The sequence below is a fragment of the Gemmatimonadota bacterium genome (genome assembly GCA_009838845.1).
Taxonomy (GTDB): domain Bacteria; phylum Latescibacterota; class UBA2968; order UBA2968; family UBA2968; genus VXRD01.
This window is the reverse complement of record VXRD01000121.1, coordinates 1-19,348: the sequence shown is the minus strand read 5'-3', so window position 1 is coordinate 19,348 and position 19,348 is coordinate 1. Positions and strand designations below refer to the sequence as shown.

General features: G+C 49.7%; 19 protein-coding genes and 1 tRNA gene. 14 read left to right on the top strand and 6 right to left on the bottom strand.

What is annotated here, in order from left to right; all coding sequences use genetic code 11:
• The 3 genes from F4Y39_16450 to F4Y39_16440 all read left to right on the top strand — a co-directional run.
• Window positions 1–957 (top strand): LysR family transcriptional regulator (locus F4Y39_16450; GenBank protein MYC15313.1); only part of this gene is annotated, 957 nt, incomplete at its 5' end.
• Between the two features lie 4 nt (window positions 958–961).
• Window positions 962–1,561 carry an ATP-dependent protease gene (locus tag F4Y39_16445; GenBank protein ID MYC15312.1) on the top strand — a complete coding sequence of 200 codons (600 nt, stop codon included), beginning with the start codon at window positions 962–964 and terminating at the stop codon, window positions 1,559–1,561.
• A gap of 21 nt (window positions 1,562–1,582) precedes the next feature.
• Entirely contained in the window at window positions 1,583–2,140 is a 558-nt protein-coding gene (locus tag F4Y39_16440; GenBank protein MYC15311.1) for an HDIG domain-containing protein, read from the top strand.
• A gap of 82 nt (window positions 2,141–2,222) precedes the next feature.
• Here F4Y39_16440 and F4Y39_16435 read toward each other — a convergent pair whose 3' ends face one another.
• From F4Y39_16435 to F4Y39_16425, 3 genes are all read right to left on the bottom strand, one after another.
• Window positions 2,223–3,215, bottom strand: a complete 993-nt coding sequence (locus tag F4Y39_16435; protein ID MYC15310.1) for a Gfo/Idh/MocA family oxidoreductase — start codon at window positions 3,213–3,215, stop codon at window positions 2,223–2,225.
• A 32-nt stretch (window positions 3,216–3,247) separates the two neighbouring features.
• Window positions 3,248–4,189: a TIM barrel protein gene (locus tag F4Y39_16430; protein MYC15309.1), complete on the bottom strand. Its 942-nt coding sequence runs from the start codon at window positions 4,187–4,189 to the stop codon at window positions 3,248–3,250.
• A gap of 126 nt (window positions 4,190–4,315) precedes the next feature.
• Window positions 4,316–6,259, bottom strand: coding sequence for a Na+/H+ antiporter NhaC family protein (locus F4Y39_16425; protein ID MYC15308.1), 1,944 nt, complete (start codon window positions 6,257–6,259; stop codon window positions 4,316–4,318).
• A 149-nt stretch (window positions 6,260–6,408) separates the two neighbouring features.
• Here F4Y39_16425 and F4Y39_16420 point away from each other — a divergent pair, with 149 nt between their 5' ends.
• Together F4Y39_16420 and F4Y39_16415 are read left to right on the top strand one after the other, a co-directional pair.
• Window positions 6,409–7,209: an ion transporter gene (locus F4Y39_16420; protein ID MYC15307.1), complete on the top strand. Its 801-nt coding sequence runs from the start codon at window positions 6,409–6,411 to the stop codon at window positions 7,207–7,209.
• 29 nt (window positions 7,210–7,238) lie between these two features.
• Entirely contained in the window at window positions 7,239–8,051 is an 813-nt protein-coding gene (locus F4Y39_16415) for a sugar phosphate isomerase/epimerase (protein MYC15306.1), read from the top strand.
• 79 nt (window positions 8,052–8,130) lie between these two features.
• Here F4Y39_16415 and F4Y39_16410 read toward each other — a convergent pair whose 3' ends face one another.
• Window positions 8,131–9,150, bottom strand: a complete 1,020-nt coding sequence (locus F4Y39_16410; protein MYC15305.1) for a Gfo/Idh/MocA family oxidoreductase — start codon at window positions 9,148–9,150, stop codon at window positions 8,131–8,133.
• A 243-nt stretch (window positions 9,151–9,393) separates the two neighbouring features.
• Between F4Y39_16410 and F4Y39_16405 the strand changes: the two genes are divergently transcribed.
• The 9 genes from F4Y39_16405 to F4Y39_16365 all read left to right on the top strand — a co-directional run bounded on the left by F4Y39_16405 (window position 9,394) and on the right by F4Y39_16365 (window position 17,064).
• A complete protein-coding gene (locus tag F4Y39_16405) occupies window positions 9,394–10,173 on the top strand; it encodes a phytanoyl-CoA dioxygenase family protein (protein MYC15304.1) in 780 nt (259 codons plus the stop codon).
• Between the two features lie 38 nt (window positions 10,174–10,211).
• Entirely contained in the window at window positions 10,212–11,249 is a 1,038-nt protein-coding gene (gene queA / locus F4Y39_16400) for a tRNA preQ1(34) S-adenosylmethionine ribosyltransferase-isomerase QueA (GenBank protein MYC15303.1), read from the top strand.
• A gap of 17 nt (window positions 11,250–11,266) precedes the next feature.
• Entirely contained in the window at window positions 11,267–12,448 is a 1,182-nt protein-coding gene (locus F4Y39_16395) for a mandelate racemase/muconate lactonizing enzyme family protein (protein ID MYC15302.1), read from the top strand.
• 23 nt (window positions 12,449–12,471) lie between these two features.
• A complete protein-coding gene (gene ispD / locus F4Y39_16390) occupies window positions 12,472–13,638 on the top strand; it encodes a 2-C-methyl-D-erythritol 4-phosphate cytidylyltransferase (GenBank protein MYC15301.1) in 1,167 nt (388 codons plus the stop codon).
• On the top strand, window positions 13,634–14,359 hold the full coding sequence (locus F4Y39_16385; GenBank protein ID MYC15300.1) for a DedA family protein: 726 nt from the start codon (window positions 13,634–13,636) through the stop codon (window positions 14,357–14,359). The genes ispD and F4Y39_16385 overlap by 5 nt, the downstream gene beginning before the upstream one ends.
• Entirely contained in the window at window positions 14,356–15,438 is a 1,083-nt protein-coding gene (gene ddlA / locus F4Y39_16380; protein ID MYC15299.1) for a D-alanine--D-alanine ligase, read from the top strand. Before F4Y39_16385 ends, ddlA begins: the two co-directional genes overlap by 4 nt.
• A gap of 72 nt (window positions 15,439–15,510) precedes the next feature.
• A tRNA-Thr gene (locus F4Y39_16375) sits at window positions 15,511–15,586 on the top strand.
• 144 nt (window positions 15,587–15,730) lie between these two features.
• Window positions 15,731–16,198: a hypothetical protein gene (locus F4Y39_16370; GenBank protein MYC15298.1), complete on the top strand. Its 468-nt coding sequence runs from the start codon at window positions 15,731–15,733 to the stop codon at window positions 16,196–16,198.
• 14 nt (window positions 16,199–16,212) lie between these two features.
• Window positions 16,213–17,064, top strand: coding sequence for a hypothetical protein (locus F4Y39_16365; protein ID MYC15297.1), 852 nt, complete (start codon window positions 16,213–16,215; stop codon window positions 17,062–17,064).
• 41 nt (window positions 17,065–17,105) lie between these two features.
• On the opposite strand, the gene F4Y39_16360 is transcribed toward F4Y39_16365, so the two are convergent.
• Both F4Y39_16360 and F4Y39_16355 read right to left on the bottom strand, forming a co-directional pair.
• The gene (locus tag F4Y39_16360) at window positions 17,106–17,876 is read right to left on the bottom strand and encodes a hypothetical protein (GenBank protein MYC15296.1); all 771 of its coding nucleotides are present in this window, start codon (window positions 17,874–17,876) and stop codon (window positions 17,106–17,108) included.
• Window positions 17,876–19,258: an HlyD family type I secretion periplasmic adaptor subunit gene (locus F4Y39_16355; protein MYC15295.1), complete on the bottom strand. Its 1,383-nt coding sequence runs from the start codon at window positions 19,256–19,258 to the stop codon at window positions 17,876–17,878. Before F4Y39_16355 ends, F4Y39_16360 begins: the two co-directional genes overlap by 1 nt.
• Window positions 19,259–19,348 lie beyond the last annotated feature (90 nt).

The following is a 19,348-nucleotide window of genomic DNA, read 5'->3' as shown; positions in this document are numbered from 1 at the left end:
TTTACACCCTCTCACAATTTCATATCCTCTTATAATTTTAACAACGGAGAAAGCCCCTTGCTGATTACAAGTCTGAAAGTCTTCTGTGACCTGATTGAAACGCAGAGTTTTTCCAAAACCGCTGTCCTCAATTCCGTTACCCAATCCGCTGTAAGCCAGCAACTCAAAAGCATTGAAAAACGTCAGGGAAAACAACTCATCGAACGAGTTGAAAAAAGACGCCTAACACTCACAGCAGAAGGTGAAATTTTTTACTCTTATGCCCGAGAAATTGTCCGACGCTACGAAGAAATGGAACACCGCATCCAGGCACTGGGAGGAGTGGTTTCGGGAACTGTTCGTCTGGCATCTATTTACAGTGTGGGAATGCTCGAACTCACACCCTTTCTCAAAACCTACCTCAAAGCCTATCCCCGGGTTAATTTCCGTCTCCAATACGATCAGGTAAATAAAATTTATAACGATGTTGCCAATGGCGAAGTCGATTTGGGCATTGTGCCATATCCCCGCACCCAACGCAATGTAGATGTGATGCCCTTTTCACAGGATAAGATGGTCGTGACCATGCATCCCGATCATGAATTGGCTTCTCGCAACGCATTCTTACCACAAGAACTCAACAAATTTCCGCTGGTTCTCTTTACCCCCGAAACCCCAACTCGGCGCGCCATTGATCAGTTCTTAAAAAAATACAAAATACGCCCCGATATCGTCATGGAACTCGACCACATAGCCCCCATCAAACACGCCGTAGAAGTCGATATTGGCATCTCTATTTTACCACTCAATTCCATTGAGCAAGAACTCGCTCGCAAAACCCTATCATATCTGCACTTTGTAGATCAAGACTTTGAGCGTCCATTGGGCATCCTCTTTCGCAAAGGACGCAGTTTGTCAATCGCCACCCAAAAATTGCTCGATATTCTCTTAAACAGCGATCAAAAACCCGCCTCCTGATCCAATGGAACTTCCCCTCTTTCCCCTCGACATGGTGCTGCTACCACACCGGCGTGTTCCCTTGCATATCTTTGAAGAGCGATACAAGCAAATGATTGGTGAATGCCTTGACAACGACACCGAATTTGGTCTTGTATGGGGCACAGACGACGATTTTAACGACATCGGATGCGCGGCGCGTGTTGTCGGCCTGCTCAATCGATTTCCCGATGGCCGAATGAACATCTTAATTGAAGGAACGCGACGCTTTCGCGTTATCCAGCAATACGATATCCATCCGTATATATCGGGCTTTGTGGAAGACGTAGAAGACGACGACGAAGCTTTTGACATCGCTTTGGGAAACCGCGCCAAAAAACTCTATTCCGAAGCCATGAAGCTCTCATCGGGCTGGATATCGCCCCAAATACCCACTCTGGAACTGGGTACACTTTCATACATCCTCGCATCAAACCTCACCTTATCCCTCGATGAACAGCAAGCACTTCTGGAAAGCACCTCACCCAATGAACGCCTCAAAACTGTGTCCAATGCGCTCGAAAAGTCACTCGCCACCCTGCGCGAAGTAAAGCGCCGGACACGTGGAAATGGACATCTGTTGTAAAACTATCACCAGGAAATTCCCATGTCACTCAACCGCGATGATGCCTTTACATTGCTGACCGAGCATACGGAAAACATCAATCTCATCAAACACATGCTCGCAGTAGAAGCTGCGATGCGTGCTTATGCGCGAAAATTTGGTCGAGATGAGAACTTGTGGGGCATTACCGGATTGCTACACGATTTTGACTATGAAAAACATCCGACGCCCGAAGAACACCCCATGTTTGGCGTGGCAATACTCGAGGAAAATGGATATCCAGAAGCAATGATCCATGCGATTAAAGCACACGCGCCCTATCTGGGAGTGCCCAGAGAAAGCCTGCTCGATAAAGCCCTCTTTGCAGTAGATGAATTGACTGGATTCATCGTGGCTGTAACTCTGATGCAACCCACCAAAAAACTCGCAGATCTCAAAGTCTCTTCAGTGCTTAAAAAAATAAAACAAAAAGGCTTTGCCCGAAATGTCTCACGGGAAGACATTCTAACCGGCGCCGAAGAACTCGGCATAGAATTAGACGATCATATCGCTTTTGTACGCGATGCGATGAATGATATTTCCGATGACTTGGGGCTTTGAGAAATCGCACAAACAAATATCGGCTTAAAAAACAAAAAGGGCGGGATGCGATACATCCCGCCTTTTCCTTAATAATTACATCTCATCCGATTTGTGAATCGTAAATCGCATCAACCAATTCCATAGATTTTGCCGCATCTTCAAAATTTGTTTCGGGTTGTTGGCCTGTTTTTACGCAATCGATAAAATGGCGATTAATGGCATAAGCCCCAAAAGCGACATGTGGCTGCTCGCTTTCGCTCAGTATCCATGGATCAAGCGACCTTACGGGTTCGACTTTGCCATCGGCAAATACCTGCCCGCCCTCTTCGGGATCGCCAAACATCGAAATACCCGTCGAATGCACTTCCACCGTGAACATCCGCCGTCCCATCATATAACAATTTTGTAGCACACCTGTCGCGCCAGACGCAAACTTCACCAGCGCCGTGTGCATATTTCTAAACGTGGCATCCAATCGCCGCACATCGCTCGCCACGGCTTCTACTTCTCCACCACACAAATATCGCAGCGTATCCACCGCGTGAATACCATCGCAGGTCAGTTTTTCCAGCGCCCCCTTGTAAATGGGTTGTCCACCCACTTCGTTTTTCAAAAAATACGACGCCGCACTGTGCACTGGCCCATTCTTTTCACATATTTCTTTTCCCGTGCGGATCACTGGCGCAAACCGCCTCTGGAATGTCACGCCCGTAATCACATTGTTCTTTTTCGCTAACAACGCCATCTGCTTAGCCTGTTCGGTCGTCACTGAAGGCGGTTTTTCAATGATAATATTAACGCCCATCTCCATAATATTTGCCGCCAGATCGTATATGTGATGCGGTGGCATAATCGCATACACCACATCGGGTTTTTCCCGTTCGATCATCGTCACATAATTGGTGTATCGCGCTGGAATATCGTACTCCCCCGCCACCTCAATCATACGCACTTCATTCAACTCGCATACGGCCACCATTTTGACATCGTCCATATCGTTCAGCGAGGGATAGTGTACACTGCGCGACCGCCCCCCCGCACCGATCATGGCAACCTTGACAACCTTCTGAGAACTTGCCGTCTTCTTGCCCATATTGCTCTCCTTTTAAAAGCGTCTCACCGTCCTCAATAAACCACCTGAATCAATGCGCGCATGTACCCCACGGCAAATGCGCGCCCTGCCCACTCAGTACCCGATTGCCAGAACCTGGGGGTGTGGTCCATCATAAACGGACCGTTAAACCCCACGTCCTTGTAGGTCTGCATCGCCTGGTGCATATCGTTTTGCCCCTCATCGATAAACACCTCTCGAAAACTTCTCGGCGTACCTTGAATATCTCGAAAATGCACATACACAATTTTGTCCCGACCGCCAATATCGCGGATCGCTTCGCAAACATCTTCGCCCATTTCAGCCACGCACCCCTGACAAAATAGCATGGCATTACACGAACTGGGAGCAAGGTCAAAGATGCGATGATATTGCTCCAATGTCGATACAATACGCGCGGCTCCGCCCATCGGTTCGGGAATGGGCGGATCATCCGGATGCAATGCCATCCTCACGCCGTATTCCTCGGCCACGGGTATTACGCGCTTCAAAAAGTATTCGATATTTTCCCACATGCCGGCTTCTGAAATTACTTTGTCGGGCACATACACGCGCTCGCTCGCCCATTCGTCGTAATCAAACGTGCTGTATTTGACGCCGCCGCGACCCGTCGCCGACTCTGTGCGAAAATTGCCAATCGGCTTAAAATTGTATCCCAGAGTGGGAATACCTGCCTCACCCAAATTGCGGATAAACATACACCAGGCATCAATTTTTTCATCCCGGTCTTCCAATCCCAGAGTAAATTCATCCCAACCATAGCTGGCGGCATTCCTCAAAACCAGGCCGTGATCGGCAGCTCTATCTCGCATATCTTCCCAGTACGCGCGGCGGTCCTTGCCATCGCGCATATCCATCGACGGATTGATCGTCAGATAGTCAACGCCAATCGCTTTGAGAAAACTCAGCGATTCATCATTGACCTGCTCGTAGTGCAACTGCTCCTGAATCGTCATAGCCACCTCCGTTAAAATCTCAAATCCTCAATATATGACAAGGCATGCATGTATCACTCAAAAATAGAAGTCAAGAAAACAATAGAGCGCAAAGATAAAACTGGCAGAGTCTGGACGAACTAACCGCTATCCATCCGGATTTTTGCCTATAGCGAGAAGAATTATTGGAATGGTAATCAGGCCCAGAACGAGACCAATCCACCCTGGATAAATCAGCGCCGTCCCCAAATAGCCAAAAATACCCGCGACACTCATCGTCGTGAGCGCGTAGGGAAGTTGTGTTTTAACGTGATCAAGGTGGTCACACGACGACGCGATACTCGCCATCACCGTAGTATCGCTAATAGGCGAGCAATGATCGCCAAAAATCGCCCCATCAAGCACAGCCGCGGCTGCCAGTATCGTCAGTGGTAGCCCCCCCACCGCATGTGCGAGCGGAACAACTGTAGGAATGAGAATCGCCATCGTCGTCCAGGACGTGCCAATTGAAAATGCAACAAGAGCAGCGAGCAGAAAAATCAGCAAAGGCAGCAGCCCCGGAGAAATAAGCGGAGAAAGTGCCGCGGTGAGATAAGTTGACGTACCCGCATCTGCACAGACCTCTTTGATCGCCCATGCGAGAATCAGAATAACAATCGCATACCACACGCCGACAATACCGCGCGCCCATGTCGAAACAGCATCCCCCACAGAAATAACCCGCGCACCCGTCTCAACCTGCCTGCGCGTAATAGCTATCGCAATCGCGAGTGCAGAACCGAGCATTGCCGCCACAAAAAGAACCTGCGCAGTATTGGCATTTGAAAAACACGCACTCCAAAACGCGCTACTCATCAAGCCATAATCCCGCCGCGCAGCGAGAACCCTCTCGTGATCCCAAGTATCAAAAGCCATCCCCCCAATGACGCACACAATAACGAGAATTACGGGCAAAATAGCCGCCCACCACACGGGACGGACGCCCTCAACAGGACCAATTTCGTCCTGTGCTCGTCCGGTCATTGGCGTCGCGCCAGGGCGCATCACCTGACCCGTTGTTTGTGCGCGGCGTTCTGCGGCGAGCATAGGCCCGTAATCGCGGCGCAGATAAGCAGAAAGCAACACAAAAGTAAGCGTAAGCAAACAATAGAAACGCAAAGGCAGAGCATTAAAAAAAAGCTGGTATCCCGACAACCCGGTCTTGAGATCCGTCATTAAATCCTGAAAAAGGCTAACTTCGTATCCAATCCACGTACTGATAATCGCAATACCCGCGATAGGGGCGGCAGTTGAATCGACAATATACGCGAGTTTTTCCCGCGACACCCTGAATCGGTCCGCTATCGGGCGCAAAGTAGAACCCACCACAATAGAATTTGCATAATCGTCAAAAAAGATAGCAAGCCCCATAAAAAATGCCGCCAACCGCGTTGAACGCGCGCCCTCGGCACGTCGGGAAAGCACATTGGCAATACCGCGATTGCCACCCGAAAGCGTGGTAACGCGCACCATACCGATAAGCCCTGCAGTAAACGCGAGAATATAGAGCTGAAACGAACTTTCCAAAGGCGTCCAAACATAGCCAATCAGGGATTTTTGCAGCGCAACAACCGGCAAATAATAAAGGGGTTCACCCAGCGACGCGAGAAATCCCCCCGCGAGAATAGAAAGCGAAAGCCCCAGAATAAGACGCCCGCTGATAATAGCCACCAGAATCGCAGCAACAGGTGGAAAAAGACTCCACGCCGTAACAGGCGACAAAACTTCTCCTCGTTCATCAGAACCGCGCACAGCAACGAGGTGATAACCCTCGGAGATTGCCACGCCGCGAAATACAATTTCTATACCTTCAGAAGACGCATCAGGCCGACGACCTTGTGCTTCGGCAAAAGCCTTCTGCAACACGCGATCCGCATCTGGCGATAGCATCCACTGATGATCGCCGAACTGTTCCGCCAATTTGGGAATCGCAGTCAACAGTTGCTCGTGTAAAACGCGCTCCCGGTTCCCCGGCAAAACGCTCACCAGAACCACCGCAAAAATAAGCGCAAAAATAACCCGGACAATTGGATTTTTTAAAAGATCAGACAAATAAAACTCCTTTGATGAGCCTCGCCCCACAATCCACCCCAGGGGACTGGGGACTGCGACCTTCACCTCTTACGTCTTACATCTCACCTCTTAATATTCACTTGTAAAGATCACAAAACAATTCTATTTTGGAGCGGGAGGTAAACGCGATGACCGCAAAAACACACTTGTACGCAATCCTGGAAAAAGCCGAAGAAGGTGATCTGCTGAGCCGCATAGTTGATCTTTTTATAATCACCCTCATCGTCCTGAATGTGACAATGGTCATACTCGAAACCGTCGAGGGAATTAATGAGACTTATGGCGAGTTTATCGAGCTTTTTGAAACTATATGCGTGCTGATCTTCACCGTTGAATACCTGCTGCGTATCTGGTGTTGTACCGCAGATAAAAAATTTGCGCGCTCCCTGACTGGGCGGTTGGCATTTATGCTGACGCCTCTGGCACTGATTGATTTCATCGCCATATTTCCCTATTATGTCTTTTTACTCGTCACAATACCGCCCGAATATACGCTGCCCCTGCGCTTGTTGCGATTATTTCGCCTGCTCAAAGTGGGCCGCTATTCGCATTCAATGCAAATGTTTGGCCGGGTAATATGGCAAAAACGCCATGAACTTTATATCGTAGCATTTGCATTGACGCTCTTATTAGTCATCGTATCCAGCCTGATGTATTTTGTCGAACACTATGCACAACCCGAAGCCTTTTCGAGTATTCCAACAACCATGTGGTGGGGAATAGTAACCCTGACAACCGTGGGCTATGGCGATGTCTTTCCCATAACGTCATTGGGCAAATTCCTGGGGGCAATAATTGCCGTACTGGGCGTTGGGATGTTTGCCTTACCCGCCGGCATCTTGAGTTCTGGCTTTGTCGAAGCCATGCAGGAATCTCATCGCGAAAATAAATGCCCGCATTGCGGGAAAGACCTTAACAACCACGGGTAAACAATCCGGATAAAACGAGGAAGGAGTAAATGATGGAACTGGTCATTGGCAGCACAACGCGACCTCTCAACGCCCTGTCATTTGCAGAGGCGTGTGAACACATCGCAAGCGCTGGATATACAGACGTAGCTGTATTTGCACACGATGGGGTTATACCCGTAAATAATGAAAGCAGTGCCGCGCAAATCGCAGCCGCCAAAAAAGCCGCTACCCAGGCGGGCGTCAATCCATCCATGTTGCTCGGCAGAGCGCTGTTGGAGCACGGTGTGGATGGTGCAGCAGATGCGTATAAACAATTATTGGATAACGCCGCCGAACTCGGCGCAAAGTGGATATTGGAATTGGGAACGGGAAAAAAAGAATATTACGGCATCTATCCCGAAGTCATGCGCCGTGCAGCCGAACACGCGGATACCTTAGATCTGGGCATCTCCCTCAAGCCTCATGGGGGTATCAGCCTGACAGCAAAAGAATTGATCGATCTGTATCACCAGGTCAATCACCCCGCATTTGCGGTAAGCTACGACCCGGGCAACATCATTCACTACACGCGCGGCGAAGTGCGCCCAGAGCAGGAAGTGGATGATATTGCAAAATACACCTCAACAGCGATTGTAAAAGATTGTGCATTGGACTCTGAGAACAACCCCAATGTACAGACCACAGCAGGAGATGGTGAAGTCGATTTTCACCGCATCTTATCCGGACTAATCGGCGGGGGATTCACAGGTCCACTCTACGTAGAATGCGTCGGCTCCAAAACGCCTGAAGGTATCGACCGTGACCTCGCATTCACGCTCGGATATATCAGAGGCATCTTGTCGAGCACAGGGTGTTGCTAATAGGCGAAAAACGACCAATTCAAAGCCCCCGCAACAGTGTTACGGGGGCTTTTTTGCGATTTGGTAAGTTGATCTATGGCTACAAATCGAGATCCGAAACATAATCTGCGATTTTCTTCGGCTGTCCATCCAGCGTCGTCTCCATTGCGGCGATGACCATAGCATACGAAATAATATTTTTTTCAATGCGCGTCTCGGAAGGCGGCCCCCCATCGAGCCAGTCGAGAAACTCATCGAAAAGATGATCGTGACCTTCCCATTCAATTTCAGGCGCTTCATAAACTTCTGGCTCTTGCCCAACGCGGTGAATAGTCACAGTAGCACCCTCGGCAATCTCGACCGTCCCCTCTTCAAATTCAGCGCGGTAGTGTTCCCGATGCCAGCAGTTGGTAATACCCGCCGCTGAGCTATTACCCTCGTAAAACGCATGCGTACCATTGTCCATATTCACGAGATACATCCCGCTCGAATGGTGATCAAAACTCGACCATTCGGGATTCCAGCCAAATCCCATAAGCGTATCGGGATCGCCACCTGAAAGAAAACGCAGCATGTCAAAATGATGCACCGAGCCTTCAAAGAGAAGACCAAATTCCATCGTATGCCGCCAGGCTTTGCCCCACGACTCAAATTCTCGGTAATCGCAAGCATATCGTCCAACAATATGCTGCAGCCGACCGAGGCGTCCCTCATCGCGAATTCGAACGAGTTCCTGCTTATTTCGGGCATAGCGATAATTTTGAATAATGGCGCAGGGCAAGCCCGTCTTTTGGGCAGCGCGAACCATGTCTTTAGCCGCATCGAGCGTATCTGCAATCGGCTTCTCAGATATCACGGGCATGCCCGCCTCAAGCGCGGCAACTGTTGCCGGCGCGTGAAACGGCGGCGGTGTTGCCACACCACAAAAATCGGCATTGACAGCGGACACAGCATCTTCGTGTGAAGTAAAAAGTTGATCTTTAGACAGACCAAGTGTCTGCGCCTGACGATCCAGCACATCCCGATTGACATCGACGAGACCGATAATTTTGATGCGATCTCCAAATTTTTGCGTCATGCGATTGATCCAGCCCCCTGCCATACCACCACCGCCCACCATAAGACACGTTTTAACTGCCATAGCACACTCCTGTTATTTGGAAAAAAAGAAACGGCGTGATACACACCGTTTCTTTGCGTAAAATAATAAGACACAGCAAAATATAATACCACCTACCTGATTTTGCAACTGACCATTTGCTGGTCTTTCTCCTTGCGTCCAAAGTCGAAATCTAATATAGTCCAATCAATATCATCCCCCAGGACATTACACCACATCATTTAAAAACAACAGGAGGATATTATGGAGGACCTTGAAACACAACAATACCTGCTCGACTTGCAGGGCTATCTCGTCGTTGAAAACGTCTTAACCGCAGACGAAGTAGCAACACTCAATGAACTATTTGACCGACAAAAACTGCCCCCACCGGGCGAAACGCAGCGATTTGGCAGCGCGCCAGACGGGCCGGGCTTTCTGCAATGGGGAAAACCCTTTTGCGACCTCCTTGATCACCCTCAAATTATGTCTATATTGCGCTTCCGATTGGGCGACTGCTTTCGCCTTGACCGCCTCTATGGCATGTACATGAAAGCGGGCATGGGAAGAGGGCGTCTGCACGCCGACTACGGCGCCATGTCACCCATTTCTGGATCGATGCCGGGCAAATACTTTAATTTTCCCAAACACGAGATCACCGACGGATTCATGGTTGTAGCGTGGAGCCTCACAGACGCAGGGCCAGACCACGGGGGATTCTGCTGCATTCCCGGTAGCCACAAAAGCAACTACCGATTACCCCAAAAGATATTCGATGCCCCCGAAAAATCGCCCCTTATAATCATTCCACATGCACCTGCTGGCTCCGCTATTTTATTTTCCGAAGCTCTAACGCACGGGACATCGGCCTGGTACAGCAAGCACGAACGCCGCTCTCTCCTTTACAAATATTGCGTAGCGCACACAGCCTGGAGACCCAATCGCGTCCAACCGCCAACCAACACAGAACTGACACCGCGCCAGCAGATACTCTTCAGAGAGCCAGCAGAACCCCATCGTCACTTTCCATCGCTCTTTGAGTGATACGATTGCCATATTCTCACTTTTTTAAAATTCATCCAGTGAAACGTTCTGATTTTTATTACGAATTACCCAATCACCTGATCGCACAATACCCAACGGCTGAGCGCGATGGATCGCGTTTGATGGTAGCAAATCGCACGCACCGCGAGATTGTACATCGAACATTTCGAGAACTGCCCAACTTTTTGCGCGCAGGCGATTGTCTGGTATTGAACGAAACGCGGGTATTTCCCGCGCGTCTAAAAGGATACCGGCCAATCACTCGAGGTGCAGTAGAACTTTTGCTCCTGCATCCCAATGGCGATAGCTGGGAAGTAATGGCGCGGCCTGGACGGCGATTGCGAATTGGGGCTGAAATTGCTTTTGAAGGATCTGACCTGATTGCCACGGTCGAAGACGTACTCGATTCGGGCAACCGCCGCGTGCGGTTTGAGGGCAAAGGATCGCTGGATGAACTCCTAAAAACACATGGCCATGTACCATTGCCGCCCTATATTCGGCGGGAAGATTGCGCCTCTGACAAAGAGCGGTATCAGACGGTCTATGCGCGCGTGCGCGGGTCTGTCGCTGCTCCCACTGCGGGGCTTCATTTTACCCCCGTTCTGTTGGCAAAAATTGAAGCATTGGGCATAAGTTTAGCGCGAATCCTGCTACATGTAGGACCCGGCACATTCAAACCAGTGAAAGCAGACGATGTGCGCGATCACAAAATGGGTGCGGAATTTTGGAAAATTGATGAAAGCGCGGCAGAAACCGTCAATCGATGCCGGGCAAATGGCGGGCGCGTCATCGCAGTGGGAACGACATCGGTGCGAACACTCGAGTCCGCAGCAGTAAAAATCGGATCAAATTGGCAACTAAAATCCGGCTCGGACTGGACGCATATCTTTATCTATCCACCCTACAATTTTCGATTGGTAGATGGTCTAATCACAAATTTCCATCTGCCAGAATCTACTTTACTCATGCTCATCGCCGCATTCATGGGGCGCGATTTTGCGATGCGAGCATATCGGGAAGCCGTGCGCGAAGCCTATCGGTTTTACAGTTATGGCGATGCAATGATGATATTATAGCGAAAAAGGAGTACCCTTTGAAAATCAAAAATTACGAAACTTATGTGCTGGGAACGCCCTGGCGCAATTTGACGTATGTATTTATCGAATTGGAAGACGGCACGCGCGGAGTTGGGGAAGCACGCGTCCTGGGCAAAACACATACCGTGCTGGAGTTTCTGAAAGATACCAGACGACATTTTATCGGGCACAATGTGTACGATATAGAGGACCTATATTGTCGATTCACACTCCACGATTTTGGTGTGCCAGGTGAAGTTGTGATGACGGGGCTGGCACTCGTAGAGATGGCGTGCTGGGATTGCATTGGCAAATTGACCAATCAGCCCGTGTACAATCTCATCGGCGGCAAAACCATTGAACGCGTACCCGCTTATGCAAATGGCTGGTACACAGTGGAGCGTTCGCCAGAAGAATTTGCCAAAGCAGCTCAAAAAGTGATCGACCGCGGATATATCGGTCTAAAATTTGATCCATTTGGTAATGGCAACCTGGAACTGACGCGCGACGAATTTTTCAAATCCGTTGAATTGATCGAAGCCGTGCATTCCGTCGTGGGTGACCGCGTACAGATATTTGTGGAAATGCACGGTCGGTTCGCGTCCCATCAAGCCATCGAAATCGCCAAAGCAATTGAACACCTGCGTCCGGGATGGATTGAAGAACCGACGCGTCCGGAAGACCTGGGCGCATTGACCAAAGTAGCGCAACATACATCCATCCCAATTGCGACCGGAGAACGGCTTTACAAAGCCGCGGAATTTAGAGACCTATTTCCCATGCGGGTCGTGGATATCATCCAGCCGGATCTGAACCAGTGTGGCGGCCTGCTGGAAACCAAGAAAATCGCCTCCACGGCTGAAACCTACAACGTGATGGTTGCGCCACACAATGTCGGCGGAATTATCACCACAGTTGCGACCCTTCACTTGATGGCAACCCTCCGCAATGGCAAAGTGCTCGAACACTTTAATGATTTTGCAGATGAGCACGTCAAACGCGCGGGAACGCCGTACCCCGAAGTCGTAGATGGTCATTTCGAATTGCCCGGTGGCCCGGGCTGGGGCGTAGAGATCGACATCGACTTCTTGCGACAGCACGACGGCGACAAAATAGACGGCATATACGCCGATCCCGGCCTGAACATGTTTGTCAACGCCGACTGGGCCAAACGGGAACAGGACCAGTATAACATATGAGCGCAAAAATCTGAAAGCTTATCATGAACTACGCCATCATTCTCGCTGCTGGATCGGGAAAACGAATGGGCACGCATATTCCCAAGCAATTTCTCGACCTTGCCGGACGTCCCGTATTGGCCTGGACATTGACCGCATTTGAACGCGCAGACCGCATTGACCGCGTTGTGCTGGTCGTGGGGCGTGAGGACATCGATACTTGTCGAGAACAATTCGGAAAGAAAAAATTTTCCAAAGTCGTCGAAGTGATCGCTGGCGGTGCAGAACGACAGGATTCTGTGGCCTGCGGCCTACACGCGATCCCGCAAGATGCCGACGTAGTTGCTATCCACGATGGCGCGCGAGCTTATGTAACACCCGAAGAGATCAATGCCGTAGTCCTGGCAGCAACTGAACACGGCGCCGCTGTTTTGGGTACACCAGTAACAGATACAATAAAACGCGTGCAGGGCGATCAAGTCGCAAAAACTCTGGACAGATCGACATTGCGAGCCGTGCAAACACCCCAGGCATTTCGCCGCGACGTGATCTTCCGCGCCCATCGTGCCGCACGCGAATCGGGATATCTGGGCACAGATGATACGGCTCTGGTAGAGCGTTTGGGCGAAGCAGTAACCATTGTGCCCGGGCGAGCGGACAATATCAAAATTACATCGATAGAAGACCTCGACATGGGTTTGCACATTTTAGAACAACGAGGCGAAGTGACACCGACATTGCGAATTGGTCAGGGCTATGACGCGCATCAACTCGCGGAGGACCGTGCGCTAATTTTGGGTGGCGTACACATTCCCCACGAAAAAGGGCTACAGGGTCACTCAGATGCAGATGTATTGACCCATGTCGTCATCGATGCCCTGTTGGGCGCACTGGGTGCCGGCGACATTGGTCAACTCTTTCCCGATACAGACGCCGCGTACAAAGATATATCGAGTCTCACATTGCTGGCGCACGTGACTCACATCCTGAAAGAATCACACGCGCAGGTGCTCAATGTGGATGCAACCGTGATGGCGCAACGCCCAAAACTATCGCCGTATATTGAACAAATGCGCGAAAACATAGCACGCGCATTGGAAGTGTCGGTTGACCTCATATCGGTAAAAGCAACCACAACCGAATACATGGGTTTTATCGGACGCGAAGAAGGCATAGCAGCACAGGCGGTAGCGTTAATAAAAAGTTATTGACTTATTGTGCAGTTTATTCAAAAATGTAATCGCCTCCTGTGTCACATCCAAAGGATACAAATTGGAGTACTTTACTGAACTCTGGAATTCTTTTTTTCCTTACTTTACTGAACTCTGGAATTCTTTTCTCGCCTATTTGAGAGACCAACCACCAGAGTGGATTTACTTTTTTTTGTTTCTGGGTGCTTTTTTAGAGAACATAGTACCTATCATTCCCGGTGATACCCTGATTGTATTCGGCGCATATTTGGCCGGCATTGGAATAATCGCTGTCTGGCCTGCGTATTTTGCAATGTGGATAGGCAGCGCAGTGGGCTGTTTGCTCCTTTACGCCATCGCATTTGTAAAAGGGCGATCGTTCTTCTTGCGGTTGAATATAAAGTTCTTGAATGAAGAAAACCTGCACCGCACCGAAACATGGTTCAATCGCTATGGCGACAAAATCGTCATTTTCAACCGCTTTTTGCCCGCTGTGCGGATATTTGTCGGTATTGTGGCTGGCATCAGCCAGATGCACCCCCTGCGCATGACGCTTTACGTGTTATTTGGCACATTATTGTGGAATAGTCTGCTGATCTACTTTGGCTTTACGGTCGGCGAAAACTGGCAAATCGTAGTCGCTGTACTGAAAACTTATAATCGCATACTGGCAATTTTAATGGTTGTGGGCATACTCGGATTCTGGTGGTGGCGACGAAAAAAAAAGCAGAGAGAAAAATGAAAAAGACCCGCGTGGGAATACTATTTGGTGGAAAATCAGCAGAGCACGAAGTATCACTACAATCTGCGCGCAACATCATTGACGCGATTGACAAGACCAAATACGAAGTCGTCCCAATAGGAATCGACAAATCGGGCCAATGGTTCTTAAACGAAGCCGAACAACTATTGCCCGAAGCCAATACGGAGGGACTCTCTGACGCAGATCAAAACGCACTGATTACGTTGATGCCAGAGGGGCGCGGTGAACTCGTGGGGCAGTCTGCGTCCGACTCGGTCGATGTGGTCTTTCCCGTCTTGCACGGTCCGCTGGGAGAAGACGGTACAGTACAGGGATTTTTGAGATTGGCCGATGTCCCCTATGTAGGTGCCGATGTACTCGGCTCGGCTGTGGGAATGGACAAAGACGTGATGAAACGCTTATTGCGCGATGCAAATATTCCCGTTGCCGCGTGGCGAACAGTACATCAATTCCAGTTGGACAATCTGGATGTAGATGATGTGATTTCAGAACTGGGATTGCCCCTATTTGTAAAGCCAGCAAATTTGGGTTCATCGGTCGGCGTGAGTAAGGTACACCACAAAAGCGCGCTAATCCCCGCGCTGAAAGAAGCATTCCGCTACGACAAAAAAGTCCTGATCGAGGCTTTTGTCGAGGGGCGAGAAATCGAATGTTCGGTATTGGGCAACGAAACACCCATTGTTTCAATCCCCGGCGAAATCTTGCCACAGCACGAGTTTTATTCTTACGAAGCAAAATATCTGGATGAAAAAGGCGCGATCTTACACATCCCCGCCAATTTATCCGAAGAAGCTATAAAACGGGTGCAGACCCTTGCCATTCGCACATTTCAAGTCCTGTGCTGTGAGGGCATGGCACGCGCGGATTTCTTTCTCAAAAATGACGGCACCTTTGTTGTAAATGAAATCAATACCATTCCCGGCTTTACGCGGATCAGTATGTATCCCAAGCTGTGGGAAGCCAGTGGCATTTCTTATCCGGAATTGATTGATCGCCTCATTCAACTGGGCATCGAACGCTACGAACGCGAGCAAAAACACAAAACATCGTTTTTTTAGCCATAGCTATCCGCTCTCTCAGCAGGTTTGAGGTTGCAAAAAAACATTCACTTGTATATCTTTGACGGACCAGCCGCCCTAGCTCAGCTGGTAGAGCACCTGATTTGTAATCAGGCGGTCAGCGGTTCGAGTCCGCTGGGCGGCTCCAAAAAAAACAACGGGTTATGACAATATGTCGTAACCCGTTTTGCATGATGCCCTTCAAATGCACACATGCACTGCCCCGTGAAACACTCTTGTTCTCAGAATATCATGCCATATATTGCATCTCAAAAAAAGGAGAATAGTTTCGATGGTAGGAACGGGAACAACGGAAATTTTCATCACATTTTTATTGGCGATCACAGGATATGTGGGCTTAACCACAGTGGTCGTACTCACCCTGCGGGGACAACATCCGACCGCGCTGTGGCGCGCTATTGCACTCATCATTCTGGTACATGTGCTCATGGTGTGGATTTATCGCTATGACTGGCAATTCGACCTCGCCGTGCGAAACGGATATACGGGATTTGTCATTTTCCACACCGCGCTCGCGTTGATTCTGATCTCTACCTTTGTCAATAAAAACCTATCTCAAAAACTCATTCACATATCATTTGTCATAGCGACAATGGGCGCGACCGGTGCATCGCTTCGGTATGACGAGGTCTCAATGTACCGCTTCATTGTAATCCCCTGTGGTCTGATCGGCGGGATAGGGCTTATCAAATTCTATATTCTGGATCGCAAAAAAAGGAAGGCCAAACTCTTTTCTTAAATAGGAGATACGCCATGAACAGACGCTGGCTAAATCATTGCCTGACCGAAGACGAACGGCTCGAATTTGAAGATCGGGGTTATCTGATCATTGAAAACGCGCTGAGCGACGCAAAAAGAAGACAATTGACCAGAGCGGTTGACCGCGTCAATGCCGTAGAACGCGAAAAGCAAAAAATCGAACCACATAAGCGTGTTCACGAACTCGACTTCATAGGGCGGGATCAGGTATTTATTGACCTGATAGATCACTACACCACATTTCCAAAAGTCTGGGGGATTTTGGGATGGAATATTCAAATCTATCTGGCACACATGGACGTCACGCCTCCCGAACCACCGGATAGCAAACGCGGTTTGGGAATCGGCTGGCATCAAGATACCGGGCGCGTGAATCAAGAGATGGAGACAAGCCCAAGGCCGCGCTTATCGGTCAAAGTGGCCTACTTTCTATCGGATACAAGCGAACCGGGACGCGGCAACTTTCACGTCATACCGGGAAGCCAGTTAAAAGACAAGATGATTTGGCCGAACGGAAATCGCAATCAGATGGTAAAAGGCGCCATACCCGTCCTCGCTCCCCGGGGATCAGCCGTTATTTTTGACCGGCGGTTGTGGCATTCGGCGAGTGCAAATTATTGGACGCAACCCCGCAAGGTGATCTTCTACGGATACGCTTATCGCTGGCTTCAAGCGCGCGGCGACTGCAATGTGGAAAATTTCTGGGAGGAACTAAGTCCAATCCGAAAGCAAATGTGCCGGCATTCCCCTTCTGGCATTCACGGCTACACATCCCCAACAGAAGAGGACGTGCCATTAAAAGGCTGGATCCGAGAATACCAGGGGAAAGAAGCTGTGATGCCTTAGTGCGGACCTGTCCTTTTGACTTTTTAACTTTTTACAAGAACCTATTTTTTAATTTCCGTCTGCCAAATCGGATACCGTATATCTGCCCGCTGCACTTCGCGTTGCAACCACTGATTAAACAGGTGTTTGCGGATCTCCTTTTTTGTTCGTTCACTTAGTGTTGCCGGGTAGCGTTCTTGCACCAGGTACAGCGCAAAGCCTTTCGATACTTTTTCCGGACCCAAAATTTCACCTGGTGACACGGCAAAAACGCGCGCAGCAATCCCCTTTGGCAACTGCTTGCGCCGCACACGGCCTAAAAAGCCACTACCTGATCGCGTGCGTGCATCTTGAGAAAACCGACGCGCCATCGCGTAAAAATCTGCACCATCGTCTCGAATCTGCAAATCAACCTCGTCAATCACACCCTTATCCGTGTGAAAAATCCAGCAAATCTCCGCCTCATCAAAAGCCAGTGTGTGTTGAGCGAAATAGGATTTGACCTGTCCCCCAGCAATCTTCTCAGACAGCAAATACTCCAGTTGCCTCACCTCGGCATCTTCTGTCACATCCTGAAGCGTAATACCTCGCTTTGCGAGATAGGCCTCTGTATCTTCCACCCGTTCCAGGCGATGTTGATACCGCCATTCATCTACCTTGCGCTGAATATCTTCACGCGCTGCACAAACACCCTCACGCCGGGCGAGTTGCCGTATCAATTCCCTGCGCGCAAATTCATTAAAAAAACGCAGATTATCAGCAACACCCATCTGCCGCACGATCTGGCTCAATAACACCTCGGCATCATTGACCTGAATTAGTACTTCTGACATCACAACGCACCCTCCTGCACATCGTACTTCGCCGACTCGTAAAGCTGTCGCAAGGGACTCAGCAACATCAGCAAAACCGATTGCCGATCTGTCATCATCTCAGCCGTGCCCTTCATACCAAACATCAGAGGCTTGTCATATCCTTTCACACGCATCGTATTTTCTTCCAGTTCGACAACACACTTAAATATCGGTCCAATACGTTCATCAATCACCGCATCGGGCGAGATGGATGTAAGCCATCCGCGTTTGATACCAAAATCCTGAAAGGCATACGCATCGTATTTCAGCTTGACCAATTGCCCGGGTTTGAGCAAGCCCACATCTTTATTCAACACCATCACTTCTGCAACCATCGGCGCTGAGGCCGGTGCCAGTGCAACCAAAGGTTGCCCCTTACTGATCACCTGTCCAACTGCATTCACCATCACCTGTGTTACAATGCCCGATACAGAAGCCAGAATCAAATCCGACTCGGCTTCGAGGGTGCGATCAATGCGCTTGCGCGCCTGTTCCAATCGCAAGTGTGCGGTTTCATAAGCGTGTCGCATCTGCGATGCCTCGCGCTCGTGTGCAATACGCGCTTCTGTGATTTGACGCTTGAGATCAGCCACAGCCATTTCATTCTTGTATATCTCCGACATGCGCGATGGAAGCGCGGAGAGAGCACTCAAATACTGCACGCGCGCGCGATTCATATCTGCCCGGCTGATCAATTCGCGCTCAAACAGCGTCTTTTGCTGTAAAAACTCTCCTTTCATAAGGTCAATTTCAGCCTGACGAAACCCGATCTGCGCTTGCAACCCCGCATCAGATGTTTTGGTTTTCGATCCCTCAACACCGCCCACATCGCTTTGATAATCTTCCAGCGCATTCTGATGTGCCTCCATAAACCGCTGCAAAACGGAAAGACGTTGTTCCAATGCCCCTATCGTCTCTCGATTCAACCTCGCCCTTTGAGGCAACACCGTCTTGAAATCGTACTCTGCCTTTTGAAAAACCATATTTGCCTGTTCCCATTCCCGCAAATCTCCCCAGGTCTCCCACGATTTGAGCTTGAACAATACCTGGCCTTTCTCGACATGATCTCCTTCCTTAACACCAATCAACTCAATCTCACCACCTCGCTGCGCCTGCATCGTCTTCACCTGTCCCAAAGGCACCAACCGAAAAGGGGCTGATGCTACCACATCTACCTTACTCCACCACGCCCAGATAATGGCAATACCTACAAACAGCAAGACAATATAGAGCAATGCGCGTCCCCAAAAGGGTCGCAAAGACCCCATAAATGCATGCACCTCTTCTGCCGCGTCATCTTGCTCCTGGATAATTTTTGGAGACATTGTCTCGGTCGATGTCTCCAAAAGCGGTTCTGCCATGATGCAGACTCCTTAAAAGCGGTAAGACGTAAGAAGTAAAACGTGAGACGACCACCCGCTCACCAGTCCCCAAGCGATCAGCCCACCCAC